General features: G+C 39.8%; 13 protein-coding genes. 11 read left to right on the top strand and 2 right to left on the bottom strand.

Features of this window, described 5'->3' with window-relative positions:
• Positions 1–293: 293 nt before the first annotated feature.
• Genes QUF86_RS25780 through QUF86_RS25770 form a run of 3 tightly spaced genes read left to right on the top strand, consistent with a single transcriptional unit; the run spans position 294 to position 2,876 of the window.
• Positions 294–1,136, top strand: coding sequence for an ABC transporter ATP-binding protein (locus QUF86_RS25780; protein WP_289324150.1), 843 nt, complete (start codon positions 294–296; stop codon positions 1,134–1,136).
• Complete coding sequence (locus QUF86_RS25775; protein WP_289317423.1) at positions 1,069–1,827, top strand: ABC transporter permease; 759 nt, start codon at positions 1,069–1,071, stop codon at positions 1,825–1,827. Before QUF86_RS25780 ends, QUF86_RS25775 begins: the two co-directional genes overlap by 68 nt.
• Positions 1,828–1,862: 35 nt before the next feature.
• The gene (locus QUF86_RS25770; protein ID WP_289336082.1) at positions 1,863–2,876 is read left to right on the top strand and encodes an aliphatic sulfonate ABC transporter substrate-binding protein; all 1,014 of its coding nucleotides are present in this window, start codon (positions 1,863–1,865) and stop codon (positions 2,874–2,876) included.
• 175 nt (positions 2,877–3,051) lie between these two features.
• Here the strand turns inward: QUF86_RS25770 and QUF86_RS25765 are convergent, their stop codons facing one another.
• The gene (locus QUF86_RS25765; RefSeq protein ID WP_289336081.1) at positions 3,052–3,990 is read right to left on the bottom strand and encodes a DHH family phosphoesterase; all 939 of its coding nucleotides are present in this window, start codon (positions 3,988–3,990) and stop codon (positions 3,052–3,054) included.
• A 340-nt stretch (positions 3,991–4,330) separates the two neighbouring features.
• Between QUF86_RS25765 and QUF86_RS25760 the strand changes: the two genes are divergently transcribed.
• Positions 4,331–5,095, top strand: a complete 765-nt coding sequence (locus QUF86_RS25760; RefSeq protein ID WP_289336080.1) for a DeoR/GlpR family DNA-binding transcription regulator — start codon at positions 4,331–4,333, stop codon at positions 5,093–5,095.
• Between the two features lie 217 nt (positions 5,096–5,312).
• Here the strand turns inward: QUF86_RS25760 and QUF86_RS25755 are convergent, their stop codons facing one another.
• Positions 5,313–7,397: a bifunctional aldolase/short-chain dehydrogenase gene (locus QUF86_RS25755; protein WP_483313939.1), complete on the bottom strand. Its 2,085-nt coding sequence runs from the start codon at positions 7,395–7,397 to the stop codon at positions 5,313–5,315.
• Positions 7,398–7,802: 405 nt separating this feature from the next.
• Between QUF86_RS25755 and rhaB the strand changes: the two genes are divergently transcribed.
• From rhaB to QUF86_RS25720, 7 genes are all read left to right on the top strand, one after another.
• The gene (gene rhaB / locus QUF86_RS25750; RefSeq protein WP_289336078.1) at positions 7,803–9,260 is read left to right on the top strand and encodes a rhamnulokinase; all 1,458 of its coding nucleotides are present in this window, start codon (positions 7,803–7,805) and stop codon (positions 9,258–9,260) included.
• On the top strand, positions 9,244–10,503 hold the full coding sequence (gene rhaA / locus QUF86_RS25745; RefSeq protein WP_289336077.1) for an L-rhamnose isomerase: 1,260 nt from the start codon (positions 9,244–9,246) through the stop codon (positions 10,501–10,503). Before rhaB ends, rhaA begins: the two co-directional genes overlap by 17 nt.
• A gap of 36 nt (positions 10,504–10,539) precedes the next feature.
• Positions 10,540–10,854 (top strand): L-rhamnose mutarotase, encoded by a 315-nt coding sequence (rhaM, locus tag QUF86_RS25740; RefSeq protein ID WP_289336076.1) that lies wholly within the window; start codon positions 10,540–10,542, stop codon positions 10,852–10,854.
• Positions 10,855–10,992: 138 nt separating this feature from the next.
• Positions 10,993–12,216 (top strand): MFS transporter, encoded by a 1,224-nt coding sequence (locus QUF86_RS25735; RefSeq protein ID WP_289336298.1) that lies wholly within the window; start codon positions 10,993–10,995, stop codon positions 12,214–12,216.
• Positions 12,217–12,559: 343 nt separating this feature from the next.
• Positions 12,560–13,747 (top strand): CaiB/BaiF CoA transferase family protein, encoded by a 1,188-nt coding sequence (locus tag QUF86_RS25730; protein WP_289336075.1) that lies wholly within the window; start codon positions 12,560–12,562, stop codon positions 13,745–13,747.
• A 14-nt stretch (positions 13,748–13,761) separates the two neighbouring features.
• On the top strand, positions 13,762–14,967 hold the full coding sequence (locus tag QUF86_RS25725) for an acyl-CoA dehydrogenase family protein (RefSeq protein ID WP_289318454.1): 1,206 nt from the start codon (positions 13,762–13,764) through the stop codon (positions 14,965–14,967).
• 23 nt (positions 14,968–14,990) lie between these two features.
• Complete coding sequence (locus QUF86_RS25720) at positions 14,991–15,302, top strand: DUF3870 domain-containing protein (protein WP_048682993.1); 312 nt, start codon at positions 14,991–14,993, stop codon at positions 15,300–15,302.
• Positions 15,303–15,542: the final 240 nt, after the last annotated feature.

Raw genomic sequence — 15,542 nt, 5'->3', positions numbered from 1 at the left:
TTCACTGAATGGGCTGGGAACTTCGTTTACCCTTACTTGAAACGAAACTGGATACTTCAAATTAGCCTGAACCCTTAGAAAGGGCTCAGGTTTTTTTATTTTGTTGCATGGAAGTTGTCTAAATGGTTTTTTTGTGCAAGTTTGGCATATTTATAAATAAAATGACAGTTAAATAGAAAGATACCGATAAATTAGAATTTTTGCATTTTTATAGTTGACAAAAACCATTGGATTAATCATTATTAAGAAATAATGTTTAGTAAATCGATGCGATATAAAAGTGGGGTGACTTTATGTATTTAACAATAGATGGCATTGAAAAAAGTTTTTCGAATGAAAAGAAAGAAAGCATAAAGGTGCTCGATGAGATTAACATAGAGGTCGAGAAAGGAAGCTTCGTTTCAATCGTCGGACCTTCAGGATGTGGCAAATCGACACTTCTATATTTAATTGCCGGCCTTGATAAGGCTGATAAAGGAGAAATACGTGTAGCTGGAAAAAAGGTGATGAAGCCAGGTCCGGAACGGGTCGTAGTGTTTCAGGAGGCCGGGTTATTTCCTTGGTTGACGGTACTTGAAAATGTTACATATGGATTGAAGTTAAAGAAAATTCCCAAAGAAGAGGCTAAATCCAAGGCATTGGACATTTTAAAAATGGTTCACCTCAGCCGTTATGTTGACTCCTATCCACATCAACTTTCGGGGGGCATGAAACAGAGGGTAGCCATCGCAAGAGCGCTGGTGATGGAACCGGATATCCTGTTGATGGATGAGCCATTTTCTGCGCTGGATGAGCAAACGAGGATGGTCTTGCATAAAGAGCTGCTCGAAATCTGGAGAAAAACTAAGGTGACAATCTTCTTCGTTACCCATAATATTCGTGAGGCTGTTCAGCTTTCCGAAAAAATTATCGTCTTTGCAACCCGTCCAGGGAAAATTAAAGAGACGATTTCCGTCCCTTCCATGAAAGATGGGGTTATGCCGGATAGTGTAACTTTGCATACTGAACAAAGGGTTCTATCGATCTTGCAGGAGGAAATTGAAAAAGTGCTGAAGGAGGAAATGGGGAATGATTACAGCTTTAAGACGAATCATATTCATCGCGATGATAGCGGGGATATGGGAAGTCACATCTAGACTTTCCAGTCTTCCGGATTTCATGTTCCCAAGCCTGACGCAGGTTTTGGAAACTCTGTTTAATGGACTGGTGAGCGGACAAATAACCGAAGCCATCGGAAAAAGCCTTGGCCGTATCCTGATCGGCTTTACGATTGCCATTATAGTAGGTCTAATATTAGGATATTTCATTTGGCGCTTTAAACTGGTGGAAGATACTCTAGGATTCGTCGTGACAGCCTTACAGTCCATCCCGAGTATAGTTTGGTTCCCTCTAGCGATCATTTGGTTTGGATTGAATGATTTTTCGATTCTCTTTATCGTCACGATCGGTGCAACTTGGACGATGACAGTTAATGCAACCAGTGGATTCCGGAATGTGCCCCAATTGTATCAGCGGGTTGCCAAAACATATGGATCGACCGGGTTTCATTTTCTTCGCACCGTGATTTTACCGGCATCCGTCCCACAAATAATATCCGGTCTGCGAATTGCATGGGCATTTTCCTGGCGTGCATTGATGGCCGGTGAATTACTTGGCGGGGGAGGCGGTCTTGGACAATTGCTGGAAATGGGCAGATCACTGGGACAAATGGATTTGGTCATCTCCGTAATGATCATTATCGCAATCATCGGTACAATCGTGGATAATGTTGTCTTCTCACGCCTGGAACGTAATGTTCAACTGAAGTGGGGCGTGAATCAACGGTAGTTTAATAGGATAATAGATAAAAAGGAGAGAAAAATATGCTGAAAAAATCATTTTTTGCCCTTATTATGTCCGTATTGTTAATCGGAATAGTAAGCGGGTGCACGCAATCCACCAGTAATGAAGAAGGAGAAGGCTCGGGGAAAAAATCTGTGAAAATTGGATATTTTCCTAACTTAACTCACAGTGCAACGATCATTGCACTTGAAAAAGGCTTTTTTGAAGAAGAGTTCGGTAAAGATGTCAAGATTGAAACCAAGACAGTGGCCAATGGCGGTTTATTCATGGAAGCAATGGCTACAAACGCCATTGATGTTGGAACGGTTGGTCCTGGTCCATTGCTTAACTTTTACGTAAAAAACCCTGAATACCACCTGATCTCTGGAGCTGTTAATGGCGGTGCAGTTCTTGTGGCTAGCGAGGGCAGCAAGGTTACTGATTTAAAGGATTTGGATGGTAAAAAAGTAGCGATTCCCGTCATTGGGAGCACACAGGATGTCATGCTTAGGAAAGCCCTTCAAGATGTTGACTTAAAACCGACTACAAATGGGGGGACAGTTGAGCTGTATGCATCAGCACCTGCTGACACAACTGCTCTTTTTGTCCAAAAATCAGTCGATGCAGCAGCTACCCAGGAACCATGGGGGTATGTATTGGAAAACCAGGCAAAAGGAAAGTTAGTGCTTGATTGGGATCAATTTGCATGGGGGAAAGATTCACCAAATACGGTAGTGGCTGCAAGCCAGAAGTTCTTGGATAAAAAGGGGCGCGCCGCTTCCTATTTGAAAGCTCACGAAAAAGCAGTGGATTTTATTCAAAACAATCCTGAAGAAAGCCAAGAACTTGTCATTAAGCATTTGAAGGAACTGACAGGAAAAGAATTAAGTAAAGAAGAAGTGGCTTCAGCATTTTCACGCCTGGAAGTGACCACTGAAGTTAATGAGCAAGTCATTCAGGAAATGGCTGACATAAGCAAAGAAGCTGGTTATATCCCAAGCAGTGATATAAAAGGTATGATCGATCTATCAACTCTTGAAGAAGTATCCAAGTAAATTGAAACAAAAAGCGCCTCAGCCATCCTGGTTTTGGCGCTTTTTTGGTAATCCGGTATAGGCCGAATTATTCTGGTATAGGTCGAATTAATCCGTATTAATGAACCTGGGAATATAATCCTAAATAAACACGGCAGCAAAATGATTGCTGTCATAATATGAAGTCATGCACCTGTTAAAGACAGACTTGATCCAATGCTTGAATAACATGATCAACCTCTTCCCAGGAATGGATGGTAGCTCCTGAAGCCAGTGAATGTCCCCCTCCATTGAATTGACGTGCGACTGAAGCGATGGGAATATTTCGTGAACGAATCCTGACACGGATTTCAGAAGGATATTCTATGAAAAAAACCCAGATTTTGTTTCCTCTGACACCTGATAGCGTATTAACTAAATTCGAAGCTTCGATTCGGTCTACACCATACATATTTAACAAATCCTCCGTAATAATGAAGTAAGCCACCCCTTTATCGGTTACCTTGAAGCTCATGAGAATGTCCTTTTGAAGTCTGGAAGCGTTTTTCGGCTTTATATTAAGGCAGTTATGGATTCTTTCTGGCTGGATATTAAAAGTTCTTAAGTGCGAAACCAATTTTAATGTCCTAGGAGTGGTATTCCCATTCATGAAGTTCCCTGTATCACCAAGTATTCCTGCATAAAATGATTTAGCTGCCTCTTTATTCATGATAAAGCCTTCTGGAAATAGCAAAAATAAATCAACAAGCATTTCACTTGCAGAGCTATAGGACGGATCGACCCAAGAAAGGTCACCGAATTGTTCATATTCGGGGTGGTGGTCAATTTTGATCAGCATCTCCCCTTGATCATAGCGGGAATCACTGATCCGTGAAATGTTGGCAGTATCACAAACAATCACCAAGGCCCCTTTGTATTTGTTATCGGAAATGGCATCCATTTCACCAATGAATAGGAGCTTTTCCACTTCCTCGCCTACCACAAAGACTTCTTTAGACGGGTAGGACTGCTTCAATAGATTCTTTAAGCCAATTTGTGAGCCCAATGCATCCGGGTCCGGATTAACATGGCGATGAATGATAATTGTGGGGTATTTCTTGATGGCTTCGACTATTTCTTTCTTTATATTTTCCATTTTGCCATCTCCCTTTAAATCTTTAAATGCCTTCTAAATAGGTTTGTTTTATCATATAGAGTTTGAGTATCTTAATCATCACATGTCACCTCTGTAAAGGCAATTTAAACATCCTGAAAATGAATATGGTGAGATTTTAGAGCCCACGATAAAGGTTACTTTAAAAAAAGTTCCTTTAAAGAATCCGTATAATAAAGATTTCTCATTTTCTTTGTTTGTTTTTGTATTGGAAATGTAACGGGAGGATTCAAAAGATCTCCATCACATGATATGATGAAGTAAGAGAATAATTTAAAAATAAACGGACTTAAGGGTTTATTCTATAGGAGGTATAAGTTAAGTGCTTGTAGCGGAAAGACAAAGGAAAATTGTGGATTTGGTCAATGAAAGACTGAGTATAAGGGTATCAGAATTAAGTGATGTATTTAATGTTACCGAAGAAACGATTCGACGAGATCTTGAAAGATTGGAAAAGGAAGAATTATTGCGCCGTAGTCATGGCGGGGCGGTGAGTATTGAGAAGACTAACACGGAAACTCCCTATACGGAGCGGGAAATACTTAACTCCTCGGAGAAAAAGGCCATAGCATTAGAAGGAGTAAAGTTAATTAATCCAGGAGATCAAATTGTCTTAGATGCAAGCACGACAGCATGGTTTATGGCTAAAGAGCTCGAAGATATGCCGTTGACCGTAATTACCAACTCAATAAAAGTGGCGATTGAATTGAGTAAAAAAGAACATGTGAAGGTTATATCCACCGGTGGAATGCTTTTATCTAAATCACTTTCCTTTGCTGGTCCGTTAGCAGAACGTTCATTGGATAAGTATTTTGTGAATAAAGCATTTATTTCATGTAAAGGTGTTCATCTAGACGAGGGCTTAAGCGATTCGAATGAATGGCAAGCTTTACTTAAGAAGAAGATGTTACAAATTGCGGACAAAACGATATTATTGGCTGATTCCAGCAAGTTTGGCATTCGAACATTTGTGCAAATTGCTAACATTAATCAAATTGATGAAATTATTACAGATTCAAAGCTTTCTGGGGACTATATTAAAGAGTTAAACGAGAAAAATATCACTCTTAAAGTAAGTGGTCAATGAAAGGTTCCCATGAATAGAATGTAATTAATTAGCCTTAAGTGCTCTTAAACAATGAGCCCTTAAGGTTTTTTATTAGAAAAACCACATATACAAAAGTTGTTCGTTTTTGTTTTTCATTGAATGTTTGACCATAACAAAAAAACCAACCTTGCACAATTGAATGAGCAAGACTGGTTTTTTTCCGGATCATGATAATTTGAAAAGTAAGCTGTGAATCCTATCGTGTGAAAGCGGCTGGAACGCCACCATCAACCGTTATCATGCAACCTGTTGTTTTCTCTGCTTTGGATGAAGCGAAAAAAGTGATGGACTCTGCGATATCTTTAGGATAAATATTCACGAGTAAAGTCGTGCGTTTGCGATAATGATCTTCTAATTGATCAGGTTCAATGCCATATGCAGATGCCCGATCTTCACGCCATTTTGAACCCCAGATAGCTGATCCTTGAAGGACAGCGTCGGGAAGGACAGAGTTTACGCGAATGCCAAACTCTCCACCTTCTGCAGCGATACATCGTGCTAGGTGAGTTTCCAATGCTTTTACCGAACTGTAGGCAGCCGCATTTTTCCCTGCGTAAACAGAGTTTTTAGATCCAACAAAGACCATGTTACCACCAATGCCTTGTTGTTTCATTTGCTTGAATGCTTCACGGGCAACCAGGAAATATCCTGTACCTAATACATTCATATTCAAGTTCCATTCGTTTAGAGTTGTTTCATCAATCGGGCTTGAAGTGGCAAGTCCTGCATTATTTACAATTACATCGACACCACCAAAGCTAAGGGCAGTTTGAGCAAAAGCTGCCCGAACTTCTTCTTCTTTTGTTACATCCATTTTTAATGCAACGGCTCGATTAGGACCATAGTTCACATTAATTTCAGCAGCAATTTTCTGTGCACCTTCCAAGTTTAGGTCAGCCACTATAACATGTGCACCTTGTGATACGAATTGACGGCATGTTTCACTTCCAATACCACCAGCACCACCAGTGACGAATGCGACTTTACGTGAGAATTCAGCTTCAGCAGGAGCTAATGAGAGTTTGTATAATTCCAGGGGCCAGTATTCGACATTGTAAGATTCATTTTCACTTAATGAAACAAAATTTCCAAGTGTTGTCGATCCTTTCATAACAGAAATGGCGCGGTGATACAATGCGCCGCTCACATGGGAATTAGTAACGTCTTTTCCGGTGTTGATCATGCCCACCCCAGGGATTAAAATCACACGCGGTGCAGGTTCGACCATATTATCGCCTTCATTTTTGTTTCTATTAAAATAAGCTCTATATTCTTCCTTAAACTTTTCAATGCCATCTTTAATTATTTCTATCAAGTTTTTAATGTCTTTTGATTCTGGATTCCAATCAATAAACAATGGAACTCGTTTCGTATGTACTAGATGATCAGGACAGGCCGCGCCGATTTGTGAAACGTTTGCGGCATCATGACTATTCACAAATTGAAGAACATCATCACTACGGTCATAAGATAATAGCATTTTTTTCTCGTCGCTGACAGCTCCACGGATAACAGGCATCACAAAGGATAATATTTCCTTTGCTTCTTCATCGGAAAGAGAGTGATATTTTTGACCACCAAATACAGAAGCTTCCGTTATTTTAGATTGAATGTAGTTTTCTGCTTCATTAATGATTGAAATGGTTTGTGCGTAACTAGCTTCGGATGTTTCTCCCCATGTAACCAAACCATGTTTCTCCATTAACACCAGTTGAGCATTAGGATTATTTCTTACTCCTTCAGCAATCATTTTAGATAAGGTAAAACCAGGGCGTACATAGGGAACCCAAACGAAGCGATTTCCATAAATTTCTTTGGCGATTTCTTGACCATTATCTGCACAGCAAATGCTGATGATGGCATCTGGGTGTGTATGGTCCACATGCTTGAAAGGCAAAAAAGCATGAAGAAGTGTTTCAATAGATGCTCTTGGATGTTTACTGTCAATCATGCAATGGGATAAATATTCAACCATTTCTTCATCGGACATTTCGTCGCGTTCAATCAATGGTGTTATATCTTCTAGACGCAGTCCTGTGAAATTCTTCTCTTTCATTGTTGCTAAATCTGATCCACTTCCTTTAACCCACATGACCTCTACGTCCCGACCGCGGAAATCCTGTACCGTCGTCTTTGTGGATGTATTTCCACCACCCCAGTTGCACACGGCACGATCTGATCCGATTAAGTTTGAACGATATACTAATTCTTCTACTCCATTGGCAGCTTGTTCTGCCGTATTAGAATTCCATAAATTATTAACCAAGTGAATTCCCTCCATTTACAATTATCTTCTTTATTTTTGTTTGTTTTATTCTGTTTTGATTATAATATATCTTTGTTTATTTTTGAATAGATTTTTTTATTATATTAAGAATTATTTAAAAAGTGGTTAATAACTCCTAATTGGAGGAATGACCAAGGCTATTTATGGTAGTACTTGTACGAAAAATCAATGGATATGATAAAAGGGGGGATCTAGTAGGGGTTGTCCATTCCGTTTTAAAAAATAAGCAAATATAACAGACGGATGATGCTTATCTATGTATTTTTTTTGATTTTGTTTTGTTTTTTAAACAAATCGTATGAAAACAAAAAAAATCACGTTGATTCATATTTGTTTTTGTTGTATTATTTGTTTTAGTTAAAGAATTCGAAAAGTCCAAATAATGAAAGGAGTGAGATTTTGGTATATGTAGCAGTAGATATCGGAGCTTCAAGTGGAAGACTAATCCTAGGAACCTTACAGAATGAAAAATTAGAAATAAAAGAGATACATCGTTTTGCAAACGGATTCACAGAAAACGAAAACAGACTCGTTTGGGATATTGACCATCTATTAAATGAAGTATTAAAAGGATTAGAGAAAGTCAAACTGCTAGGTTACGAAACATGCACTGTCGGAATAGATACTTGGGCAGTTGATTATGTGTTAGTAGATGAAAAAGGAGAATATTTACAAAAGCCTGTTTCTTATCGTGATAGCCGGACAGAAAATACCTTAGAGAAGGTTACTCAATTACTCTCTAAAGAAGATATTTATAAGAAAACAGGTATTCAGTTTCTATCATTCAATACTCTTTATCAATTTTTTGAAGAAAATAAAGCCATGTTACATAGAGCAAATAAAATATTGATGATTCCTGATTATTTAGGTTACTGCTTGTCTGGAAATGCTGTGAGTGATGTAACTAATCTTTCAACGACACAAATGTTGAATCTAGAAACGAGGCATCTGGATGAACAACTTCTTGACCTTGTTTCTATTGAAAAGGAAAAATTCCCTGTATTAGTTGAACCAGGGACTATTTTGGGTGAATTGAAGAAGGAAAAATTCCCGTTTTATAAGCTGCCAGACTGTCGGATCGTTACGGTGGCAACACATGATACGGCATCTGCTGTTGTAGGGACACCTGGTCAAGGTAAAGGGTGGGCATTTTTAAGTAGTGGTACTTGGTCTTTGCTAGGAGTCGAGAGTTCTGTTCCGTTCGCGAATGAAAAAGCATTTAACAATAATTATACGAATGAATGGGGAGCTTTTCAAACAACAAGATTACTAAAGAACATAATGGGGTTATGGGTCATTCAGGAAGTAAGAAGGTATTTGAAGCAGGATTATAATTTTGCGCAATTTGTAGAGGAAGCATCAAAAGAGCGAAAATTCAATCAATTCATTAATTTTAACGATAATCGTTTTCTGAATCCTCCTAATATGATTGAAGAAATTCAAGAATACTGTCAGGAAACGAACCAGCCTGTTCCAGTTACAGCCGGAGAATTGGCCAGTTGTGTATTTAACAATTTGGCTATCCTTTATGCCATTACTATAGAAGATTTAGAAGAAATAACAGAAGAGCCTATCAACCGCTTACACGTAGTTGGTGGTGGGGCCTATAATGATTTGCTAAATCAATTAACAGCTGACATAAGCGGGAGAGTGGTATACGCAGGTCCGATGGAGGCAACTGCAATAGGGAATTTGTTGATTCAAATGATTGCTAGCAAAGAGATTAAGAGTTTAAAAGAAGGGAGACAATTAATAGGAGATTCATTTGAAGTTAAAAAATATTTTCCGAATGAAGATGACCGCATCACAATCATTAACAAATTTAAGGAGGTAACCCACTATGCAAAAACAAATTAAAAGAGATTACGATGCAGCTAAGGAATTATATGCGAGTCATGGAATCAATACAGACGAAGTATTAGAAAAATTAAAGAAAATAAAGATCTCGATGCATTGCTGGCAAGGTGATGATGTAAAAGGTTTTATGAATAAAGACCAAGACCTCACTGGTGGGATTTCCGTAACGGGCAACTATCTAGGTGCAGCAAGAACACCGGAAGAACTTAGAATGGATTTAGAAAAAGCATATTCGCTCATACCAGGAAAACATAAGTTGAATTTACATGCCATTTATGCAGACACAGACGAAAAAGTCGATTTGGATGAAATTGAACCGCGTCATTACTCAAAATGGGTCGAATGGGCAAAAGACCAAGGGTTAGGGCTGGATTTCAACCCGACATGTTTTTCCCACCCAAAATCAGATGATGGTTTTACCCTTAGCCACCCAGACAAGGAAATACGCGATTTCTGGATTGAACATTGTAAGCGCTCTAGAAAAGTTGGTGAATACTTTGGAAAGGAAACAGGACAGCCTTGTGTAACGAATTATTGGATTCCAGATGGATTTAAAGATATCCCAGTCGATCGATTAACACCTAGAAAAAGATTAGAAGAATCATTGGATGAGATTTTCAAGGAAGAAATTGATACCAAATACAATTTAGATGCTGTGGAGAGTAAATTATTTGGGATTGGATCTGAAAGTTACGTGGTAGGGTCTCATGAATTTTATATGGGGTATGGCTTAACACGAAATAAATTGATTTGCTTGGACTCAGGACACTTCCATCCGACAGAAACGGTTTCAAATAAGCTATCTTCTCTTTCGTTATTCAGTGAAGGTATGCTTCTACATGTTAGCCGCCCAGTAAGATGGGACAGTGATCATGTCGTGACATTGGACGATGAGCTTCTTGAAATAGCTCGTGAATTAGTCACTCATAATTTGACTGAAAAAACTTATATTGGACTGGATTTCTTTGATGCAAGCATTAACCGTGTTGCAGCGTGGGTCATCGGAACACGTAACATGATTAAAGCACTACTCCGTGCATACCTGATTCCTACTGAGAAATTAAAGCTGGCTGAATTGGAAGGTGATTATACAACACGTCTAGCGCTGCTGGAGGAGTTCAAGATGTATCCATTTGGGGCGATTTGGGATTACTATTGTGCAACTCAAAATGTACCTGTACGTGAAGGTTGGCTGGCAGACGTAAAAACATATGAGAAAAAGGTTTTATCGGAAAGAGTATAGCTCTTATTTCGCTCGAAAAAAATGGGGGGGATCCACATGATTAGAAAAGCCAGCATCATGACGGTGTATGAAGATCAATATGAAGAGTATAAAAAAAGACATGATGAACTATGGCCAGAGATGGAAGCTGAGTTAAAGGCACATGGAGCCCACAATTATTCTATCTTTCTTGAAAAAGAAACGGGTAAGCTATTTGCTTATTTAGAAATAGAAGATGAAGAAAAATGGAAAAGGATGCCTCAAACTGCGATTAATAAAAAGTGGTGGGAATATATGCAGCCTTTAATGGAAACTAACCCAAATAATAGCCCAGTATCCATCGAGCTGAATGAAGTGTTTCATTTGAAGTAGAGATGGATAGCTTGATCTCCATCTACAATCTGTTTCTGTATTTGGAATTATAGGTTTTTTAACATGAAAGGGGTTGGGAAGGTGTCTAATGGCGAAAAAGGTAAAAAAGGAAGCTTGAAATCTACCATTACCGTAGCGATGTCTAACTATTTGGAGGCCGGTTCCATAGTGGCAGGTGCTGGTGGACTTACACTCTGGATGGAGTATTTAGATCTCAATGATTTTAAACTTGGACTTTTGGGTGCACTTAGTGCCAATGGCTTTGGTGCTGCCGTTGGTGCGCTGTTAGGTGGGTTCCTGGTTGATAAATATGGGCGGAAATTCATCTATAAATATGATTTGATTGCCTATATGTTAGGCGTATTACTGATTGTTTTCTCGTATAACTTCCCGATGTTACTTATAGGGTACGTGGTGACGGGAATTGCTGTCGGTGCTGCAATTCCCGCAGCTTGGACATATATAGCTGAGGAAGCACCAGAAGGAGAGAGAGCGGCAAGAGTAGGCTGGGGGCAATTAGCATGGTCTGTCGGACCAGCAATCACCTTATTACTTTCCGTTGCGTTGGCTCCACTGGGGTTATTGGGCAGCCGGTTAATTTTCGCTCAATTATTTATAATTGCTTTAGTCACTTGGATATTGCAACAACAAATTAATGAATCGACAATCTGGGAAGAAGAAAAACAAAAACAAAACAAACTTAAAAAGAAAGGGAAGCTTACAGACGTTTCTCTTAAAGAATTGTTCAGTGTGAAAGAAAACCGTAAAGCCTTATTCCTTTTAATCGGGATATACGGATTCTGGAATTTAGTAGCTGGAGTAATGGGGTACTTTATGCCATATATATATGAAACAGTAGGTGGCCTCACCGCTACACAAGCTAACTTATTACAAGGTACACTATGGTTATTGACTGTTGTCTCCACCTATTTTGTATTTATTAAATTAGGAGATAAAGTAAACAGAAAGGTTCTGTTTGGGATTGGAGCTGCAATGGGAATCGTCGCTTGGCTCATCCTAACGTTTGGAGGAATGGGCTGGACGGAACTGCTGTTGTTTGTTTTGCTTTGGGGAACCGCAGCAGGCTTTGGGGCACAATCATTTTATGCCTTATGGTCAAGTGAGCTGTTTCACACGAAGTATCGTGCAAAAGCTCAAGGTGTCATGTTTTCGATTGCCCGCATCGGTGTAGGGCTATTCTCTCTAGTTATTGCCTTATTAATCACGACATTAGGGTTCAAGATCGCTGGTTTGATTATGATTGCATTCCTAATCATCCATTTAGTCATTGGTCTTACCATGTCACCGGAAACTCGAGGGAAGTCTCTTAAAGAAATCCAAAAAGAACGTTATGGCGCATAACCAAATAGTGTAAATTTTCGCTTCTTAAACATAAAGGATTCCCGAGATTACAAGAGCAACGATTAAAGGGCGTTAAAATTATGATCGACCAATAAACAAAATTATTGCAAAATTCAAACAATGGTTCTATACTTAATTTACCAAACCGATGACAACAAGTTACCTTGTTGCATGGCCGGCTTGTCATAAATCTGGAATTCATAAAAATTGACTTGGTTCACTTGATCTTCCTTTGCAGGAAGACAGTGCGTGGATAAGGGTCAGTGAAACGTTCAATGTAATGACATTGTTTGTTTTACTGGCTCTTTTTTGTGTATCCCGACAGTTTGAAAGGGGTGATGGTATGAATGGAGCTTTGGAAGGAGTCAGGATTATCGATGTGTCCCGTGTTTTGGCGGGTCCGTTTTGTTCAATGATTCTCGGTGATTTGGGTGCGGATGTAATTAAAATCGAGCATCATGAATCAGGTGATGAAACGAGAGGGTGGGGTCCGCCATTCGCGCAAGGAGAAAGCGCTTACTATTTATGTGCAAACCGAAATAAGCAAAGCATGACCTTGAATTTAAAGTCGGAACAAGGGAAAGAGATATTCCGGAAGTTGGTGTCTTCAGGGGATATAGTGATTCAAAATTTCAAGACGGGTACATTGGAAAAACTGGGGTTAGGTTATGAGGATTTAAAGGAATGCAACCCCAAACTGATCATGGCCTCGATTACGGGATTTGGTTTAACCGGACCATATAAAGATTTACCTGGCTATGATTATATCATTCAAGCGATGAGTGGTTTGATGAGCATCACAGGAGAAAAAGATGGGAGTCCCGTGAAGGTCGGAGTGGCCATAGCTGACATATTGACTGGCTTGTATACATGCATTGGCATTTTATCCGCTTTACATCATAGGGATAAAGCGGGGGAAGGACAGGAAATTGATATTTCGTTAATGGATTGTCAGGTTTCTTCATTGGTGAATGTAGCCAGCAACTATTTATTCAATGGTTTGACCCCTGAACGGATGGGAAACCAACATCCCAATATTGTTCCATACCAAACTTTCCGAACACGCGATGGGGAGCTTGTAGTGGCTGTAGGCAATGATGAGCAGTTCAGGAGATTCTCAACCGTTATTGGCAGACCTAATTTAGCGGAGCTAGAACAGTTTAAGCATAATGAAAAACGATTGCTGAACAAGGAAAAATTAATACCAATACTAGAGGATTCATTGAAAGCAAAGACAAAAAAAGAGTGGAAAATGCTGTTTGATAATGCAGGGATACCAAATGGTCCGATTAATGATATCGCAGAGATGTTCGAGGATCCACAGATCATCGAAAGAGGCATGTTGGTGAAAATGGAACATCCCACAATCGAAAATCTTAGAGTGACGGGATCGCCCTTGAACCTTTCAAAAACACCGGTCACGATGAGAAAGCATCCGCCGCTGTATGGGGAACATACCGATGCCGTTTTGGCTGAAATTGGATATAGTCCGGACCAAATAATCAAATTCAAGCAAAATAAAATTATTTAGGAGGAATTTTGATGATGAATTTCGAATTAACAGAAGAGCAGCAAAGCGTGAAGAAAGTGGTAAGGAAATTTGTGGATAAGGAAATTATCCCGTATATTCAAGAGTGGGATAGGCAAGGGGAATTTCAACCACATATTTTAAAAAGGTTAGCGGAATTGCAGTTAATGGGCGTTTGTATCCCCGAAGAGTATGGTGGAGTCGGAATGGATTATAATACCCTGGCCATCGTTTGTGAAGAGCTGGAGCGAGGCGATACGGCTTATCGAACAGCAGTTTCTGTACATACGGGGTTGAATAGCATGACCCTGCTGCAATGGGGGACGGAAGAACAAAAACAGAAATATTTAGTTCCGCAAGCAAAAGGGACCAAGATTGGCGCTTTTGGGCTGACTGAACCGAATGCAGGGTCCGACGTAGCGGCGATGAAATCAACGGCAAAACGTGTTGGGGACCATTATATCTTGAATGGATCAAAAACTTGGATTTCGCTCTGTGATTATGCAGATCATTTTCTCATTTTCGCCAAGACTGATCATGATGCTGGCTCAAGGGGAATTACCGCTTTTATTGTGGAACGGACTTTTGAGGGAGTGGAGTCGAAGGCCATTAAAGGAAAATTGGGAATTCGTGCGGGGAATACAGGCGAAGTCTTTTTAACGGATGTTAAAGTCCCGGTGGAGAATAGGCTTGGTGAAGAAGGTGAGGGCTTTAAAATTTCCATGTCGGCATTGGACAGCGGTCGGTTTACAGTGGCAGCAGGTGCTGTAGGATTAATTGAAGCAAGCCTTGAAGCAAGCTTGAAGTATTGCCATGAACGAAGTACATTCGGAAAAGAGATTGGCAGGCATCAGCTCGTTCAACAGATGATTGCCAAGATGACCGCAAATTTAGAGATTTCCAGATTGCTGGTATTTAAAGCGGGTACCTTAAAAAACCAAGGTAAAAGGAATACGAAGGAAACATCACTTGCCAAGTGGATTTCATGTAATGCTGCTAACGAAGCAGCCAATGATGCTGTTCAAATCCATGGTGCCTATGGGTACTCGGATGAATATCCAGTCGAACGTTTTCTACGGAATTCAAAAGCTCCGGTCATTTACGAAGGCACCCGTGAGATTCATACAGTAATGCAAGGTGAATACGCACTTGGCTACAGACAAGATAAAGAGCTTCGTAAGCAATTGCCTGCATGGCCCTTCGAGCAGGTTTCCGTACATTAATTATAGATAGAGGAGATCAGATGATGAACACATACTTTATTGCAGGGCATGCAAAGCTTCCACAAGGGATGGCAGCGAGAAATATATATGATTCCATCACCATCACGGTAGAACTTGACTTTAAATATGGTGTAATAGTCGAGGCTTCCTGTACACTAGCTACAGAACATGGCAGGGAATTCATTCGTCAACTGCTGCGCGGTTATTGCCTGAAAGATGGTATCGAAGAATTGATTGATCGTGTGCAAATGCATTATCGTGGAAAGGCTGGTCAAGCCATTCAAGCAGGGCTGAAGGATGTGTATGCACAGTTCGAATTGGTCTCCGTTAAATAAGCGAAACTGGAAGGATCCTACCTTATGTTTGAGGGTAGGGTCCTTTTTTATAGATTCGGGTACATGGCAAATAAATCCACTGTCATTATAAATGGCAGTGTTTTTTATTGTTTAAGGAACGGGACATTTTAATGGATATAACGATCGTGATAATTTTAAAAACACAAAACTCGCCCCTTTACGACGAGTTTGTTTTTTTTTATAGAAATTGGACTTTAAAGTAAAGCTTAATATCCAGTA

Source organism: Peribacillus sp. NJ11 (genome assembly GCF_030348405.1).
Lineage (GTDB): Bacteria > Bacillota > Bacilli > Bacillales > DSM-1321 > Peribacillus.
The sequence above is the reverse complement of the archived record's forward strand: the minus strand, read 5'-3'. Positions and strand labels throughout refer to the sequence as shown.

Coding starts and splice junctions, on each gene's coding strand:
- QUF86_RS25780 (WP_289324150.1), top strand. CDS start 294: ATGTATTTAACAATAGATGGCATTGAAAAAAGTTTTTCGAATGAAAAG.
- QUF86_RS25735 (WP_289336298.1), top strand. CDS start 10,993: ATGTCTAACTATTTGGAGGCCGGTTCCATAGTGGCAGGTGCTGGTGGA.
- QUF86_RS25770 (WP_289336082.1), top strand. CDS start 1,863: ATGCTGAAAAAATCATTTTTTGCCCTTATTATGTCCGTATTGTTAATC.
- QUF86_RS25720 (WP_048682993.1), top strand. CDS start 14,991: ATGAACACATACTTTATTGCAGGGCATGCAAAGCTTCCACAAGGGATG.
- QUF86_RS25755 (WP_483313939.1), bottom strand. CDS start 7,397: ATGGAGGGAATTCACTTGGTTAATAATTTATGGAATTCTAATACGGCA.
- QUF86_RS25730 (WP_289336075.1), top strand. CDS start 12,560: ATGAATGGAGCTTTGGAAGGAGTCAGGATTATCGATGTGTCCCGTGTT.
- rhaM (WP_289336076.1), top strand. CDS start 10,540: ATGATTAGAAAAGCCAGCATCATGACGGTGTATGAAGATCAATATGAA.
- QUF86_RS25765 (WP_289336081.1), bottom strand. CDS start 3,990: ATGGAAAATATAAAGAAAGAAATAGTCGAAGCCATCAAGAAATACCCC.
- QUF86_RS25725 (WP_289318454.1), top strand. CDS start 13,762: ATGAATTTCGAATTAACAGAAGAGCAGCAAAGCGTGAAGAAAGTGGTA.
- rhaA (WP_289336077.1), top strand. CDS start 9,244: ATGCAAAAACAAATTAAAAGAGATTACGATGCAGCTAAGGAATTATAT.
- QUF86_RS25775 (WP_289317423.1), top strand. CDS start 1,069: ATGATTACAGCTTTAAGACGAATCATATTCATCGCGATGATAGCGGGG.